Source organism: Phenylobacterium sp., from assembly GCF_031412415.1.
GTDB lineage: Bacteria > Pseudomonadota > Alphaproteobacteria > Caulobacterales > Caulobacteraceae > Phenylobacterium.
The window spans coordinates 1-3,634 of the sequence record NZ_JANOCX010000427.1; the positions used below are offsets into that span (position 1 = coordinate 1).

6 protein-coding genes and 1 pseudogene are annotated in these 3,634 nt (G+C 68.1%); 1 reads left to right on the forward strand and 6 read right to left on the reverse strand.

Features of this window, described 5'->3' with window-relative positions; genetic code table 11:
- The 6 genes from RMO04_RS21205 to RMO04_RS19805 form a co-directional block, all read right to left on the reverse strand.
- Positions 1–163, reverse strand: a 163-nt coding sequence (locus RMO04_RS21205; RefSeq protein WP_405041523.1) for an AAA family ATPase, incomplete at its 3' end; no start/stop codon positions are given.
- An 8-nt stretch (positions 164–171) separates the two neighbouring features.
- Positions 172–792 (reverse strand): thioredoxin domain-containing protein, encoded by a 621-nt coding sequence (locus tag RMO04_RS19785; protein ID WP_309646485.1) that lies wholly within the window; start codon positions 790–792, stop codon positions 172–174.
- A gap of 8 nt (positions 793–800) precedes the next feature.
- Positions 801–1,415 carry a DsbA family protein gene (locus RMO04_RS19790; protein ID WP_309646486.1) on the reverse strand — a complete coding sequence of 205 codons (615 nt, stop codon included), beginning with the start codon at positions 1,413–1,415 and terminating at the stop codon, positions 801–803.
- Between the two features lie 75 nt (positions 1,416–1,490).
- Positions 1,491–2,033, reverse strand: a complete 543-nt coding sequence (locus tag RMO04_RS19795) for a DciA family protein (protein ID WP_309646489.1) — start codon at positions 2,031–2,033, stop codon at positions 1,491–1,493.
- A gap of 56 nt (positions 2,034–2,089) precedes the next feature.
- Positions 2,090–2,662, reverse strand: coding sequence for a hypothetical protein (locus tag RMO04_RS19800; RefSeq protein ID WP_309646487.1), 573 nt, complete (start codon positions 2,660–2,662; stop codon positions 2,090–2,092).
- Positions 2,663–2,664: 2 nt separating this feature from the next.
- Complete coding sequence (locus RMO04_RS19805) at positions 2,665–3,267, reverse strand: hypothetical protein (protein ID WP_309646488.1); 603 nt, start codon at positions 3,265–3,267, stop codon at positions 2,665–2,667.
- Between the two features lie 107 nt (positions 3,268–3,374).
- Here RMO04_RS19805 and RMO04_RS19810 point away from each other — a divergent pair.
- Positions 3,375–3,634 (forward strand): annotated as a pseudogene (locus tag RMO04_RS19810) (A/G-specific adenine glycosylase); the annotation flags it as partial.

The window sequence follows — 3,634 nt, forward strand, 5'->3', positions numbered from 1 at the left end:
CCTTGGCGGAGTTGGCGCCCATCACCCAGCGCAGGGCTTCCAGCAGGTTGGACTTGCCGCAACCATTGGGGCCGACGATTCCCGTGACGCTGGGCTCGATCCGGAACTCCGTCGGATCGACGAAGGACTTGAATCCTGAGAGCCGCAGGCGCTGGAAATGCACGGCGCCCCCTATCTCGGCGCTTTGAGCGCGGCGGCGACGGCGGCGTCCAACTGGATGGTGGACATGGCTCCCTCAGCCACCTTCTTGCCGTTGAAGAAGAAGGTTGGCGTGCCGCTGATCTGGGCCGCTTCGGAGGATTTCGCGATGCGCGCTTGGAGGGCTTCCAGCGCGGCGCCGTCACCGACGCAGGCGATGAACTGCGCCTCGGTCAGCCCACCCGCCTTGGCGGCGGCGAGCAGGTTGGCCCGCGCATCTCCGGTCTTGGCCATATCGTCGAAACCGCGGAAGGCCGCGTCCACCACGGTGAAATACTTCTCAGGCCCCGCGCAGCGCGCCAGCATGAAGCCAGCGGCGGCCACCTGGTACGGTTCGGTCAGCACTTCACGCAGGGTGTAATGGACCTTGCCGGTGTCGATGTATTTCTTCTTGAAGGCCGGAAAGACCTCGTTGTTGAAGTGGGCGCAGTGCACGCAGCTCAACGAGGCGTACTCGACCATCTTCACCTTGGCCTTGGGATTCCCCAGGCTCATGTCGCCCGCCGCCTGGGCGACAGCCCCCACCGGCGCCGCGGCGAACGCCATCGCGCTGAGCGCGGCGGCGATCGCGATGCGGCGGGTGGGCGTGGTCATCGGCGTCCTTACTTCGAGGCCGCCGCGATGGCGGCGTCCAGCTCGGCCAGGCTCATCTCGCCTTCCTTCACCACCTTGCCGTTGACGACGAAGGTGGGGGTGGCGCTGATCTTCTGATCGCGGGCGGACTTGGTCACTCGGGCGTCCAGGGCCTTCAGCGCGGCCTCGTCGGAGACGCAGGCGTTGAACTGCTGCTCGTTCATGCCGGCCGACTGGGCGACGCGCAGCAGGCTGCCGCGCATGTCGCCCGTGGTGAACATCTCCTGCTGGGCGTTGAACACCGCGTCGACCACGCCGAAGTACTTATCCTTGCCGGCGCACCGGGCCATCAGGAAGCCGGCGGCGGCCACCTCCGCCGGCGGGGTCAGGAACTCCTTGAAGGTGTAGTGGACCTTGCCGGTGTCGATGTACTTCTTCTTGAATTCCGGAAAGACCTCGGCGTTGAACGTGGCGCAGTGGCTGCAGGTCAGCGAGGCGTACTCGACCAGCTTCACCTTGGCGTTCGGATCGCCGAGCGTCATGTCGTCGCCGCTCGCGGTCCCGGCGGACTCCTTGGAGCAGCCGGCCAGTGCCAGGACGCCCAGGGCGGCGACGACGAGGAGACGGCGATTGAAAGTCGGCATGGGGGCCTCTGCGGAGTCAGAATGGAGGATTAAAGCGCGATTCCCGCCGGCAGGAACGTTTGGATACAGCCAAAGTCAACCGGTGCGACGTCGCAGCACGCCCCGACCCAAGCTGAGCAATGCGGCTTTCAAAGGGCCATCTGGCGTCTCTGCGAGACCCCGCTCGAGTTCGGCTTCCTGCGCGGCATCCAGGGGCGCCGAGCGGCGGCGGGGCGGCTTGGCGGCCTCGGCGGTCGCCCGCAATGGCCCCTGGACGATCCGCAGCTTGTTCACCGCCGCCTCGCCCAGGAACAGGTTCACCCGCGCCACGATCTCCGGCGCCTGATGCTGGATAAGGGCGGCCGAGGCGCCCGCGACGCGGATTTCCAGGGCGGCTGGACCGCCGGTGCGCGGCTTGGTGAGCTTCACGGGCTCGGTTCGCCGGGCGATCTCGACGCCGACGATCTCGCGCCACCGGGCCTGGAGGGCGCCGGGGCCCTGGCCGTACTTGCCGTCCAGCGCCTTCAGCAGCCTGTTCAGGCTGCGCCCGGCCACCGGCGGCGGCCGGCGCTGCGGTCGCGTGCGCTTGCGCGCCAGGATCGCGGCGGCTTCGGCGGCGGTGGGAAGTTGGCGGGCCATGACGGAGGCGAGCATACAAGAAGCGCCGGGGATTTCTCCACCAGACCGCTTCGCGATCAGTTGGATTGCAGCTTGCCCTGGATCGATCGGTTGGCTTGCAGCACGCCCAAGGTGGTCTGGGCCTGCGGGCTGCCGGCGCGCACGGCCTCCTGCGTGTACTTGAGCGCGTCGGTGTCCCGGCCTCTCAGCCGGCTGAGCAACGCCATGTTGTTGAGCAGCTTCTGGCGCGACGCGGGGGTCAACCGGGCCTGCTGCGCATAGCCCTGCTTGAACGAAGCCTCGGCCTTGTCGAACTGTCCGGCCCGCATCTGCACCCAGCCCAGGGTGTTGTAGATGGTGGGATCCGGGGCGGGTTGGCCTTTCAGCCGGTCCACCGTGGCGGTGAGGGTCAGGCGGCCGGCGTTGGCCTGGCCTCGATCGAGCTGGATGAGCCCGAGGGTGTAGTTGGCGCGAAAATGGCCCGGCGAACTGGCCAGGACCGCGCGGACGATCTGTTCCGAGCCGCCCAGGTCGCCCGATATCCGCACCTGCTTGGCGCGGTCGAGCTGCGCCGCGAAGGGATCGACCTGGGCGGCGGCCGGCGCGGCGAGGCAGAGCGCCGCCAGGACCAGCAGGAGCGTCCGGATCACGGTCAGTACCCCGTCAGGCTCGAACCGACGCCCAGGCTGTCGCCTGAGGTCGTGGCGATGACGTCGACGCAGCGGGCGTTGATCTTCTGCATCTCGGCTTCGTAGTGCTTCTGGAACCGGCTGGCGCTGAGGTTCAGGGTCCTCCGCCCGTCGATGCGGTAGTCGACCGCGGTCTCCCACTTCAGGTCCTGCCTCTCCTTGCCGACGATCTCGATGGCGGGGACGCCCTCGGCCTGCGGCGAGACCAGGATTTCCAACTTCTGCGGCGCCACATAGGCGGAGAAGCCTCCAAAGGCGCCGGCCGCCACCACCATCAGGCCAGCCATCACCGCGACGGAGGTCAGGGTCCGGCCGGTCGAGCGCCCGACCAGGCCCGCGATGAAGATGATCGAGGCCGCCAGCAGGCAGAAGATGGCCAGGCCGATGTAGGGGTTGTTGTCCAACAGTTGCTTGACGCCGAGATCGCCGACCAGGGTCGTGATCGCGCCCGCCACCAACCCCACGCCGCCCCAGGCCAGGTTCGCCGGCGTGCCGCCGGCCGTTTGCGCCGTCTGACCGCCGCCGGCTGGGGTCCCTCCGGCTCCACCTGCGGGATTTCCAGCCATCGAACCCTCCACACGTTCAGCGTGTTTGAGGTGATCCTGAACCTCTGCCGTTAGAATTCAACGGAAATCTCGTTGTCGGACCGAGCCCAACCGGAATAGGTGGGGTGATGACCCCCGAGGCTCTGCGATCAGCCCTGCTCGCCTGGTACGACGCCAATGCTCGTGATCTGGCCTGGCGCGTCGGGCCGTCCGACGGAGGGCGCGGCGTGCGGGCCGATCCCTACCGCGTCTGGCTGTCTGAGGTGATGCTGCAGCAGACCACCGTGCCGCACGCCACGCCCTACTTCCTGAAGTTCACCGCCCGCTGGCCGACCGTCTCGGACCTGGCCGCCGAGGCGGATGGGGAGGTGATGGCCGCCTGGGCGGG

What these genes read in the sequence shown, in the direction of transcription:
- RMO04_RS19785 (WP_309646485.1), bottom strand. Translation starts at nt 792, where the DNA reads ATGACCACGCCCACCCGCCGCATCGCGATCGCCGCCGCGCTCAGCGCG.
- RMO04_RS19790 (WP_309646486.1), bottom strand. Translation starts at nt 1,415, where the DNA reads ATGCCGACTTTCAATCGCCGTCTCCTCGTCGTCGCCGCCCTGGGCGTC.
- RMO04_RS19795 (WP_309646489.1), bottom strand. Translation starts at nt 2,033, where the DNA reads ATGGCCCGCCAACTTCCCACCGCCGCCGAAGCCGCCGCGATCCTGGCG.
- RMO04_RS19805 (WP_309646488.1), bottom strand. Translation starts at nt 3,267, where the DNA reads ATGGCTGGAAATCCCGCAGGTGGAGCCGGAGGGACCCCAGCCGGCGGC.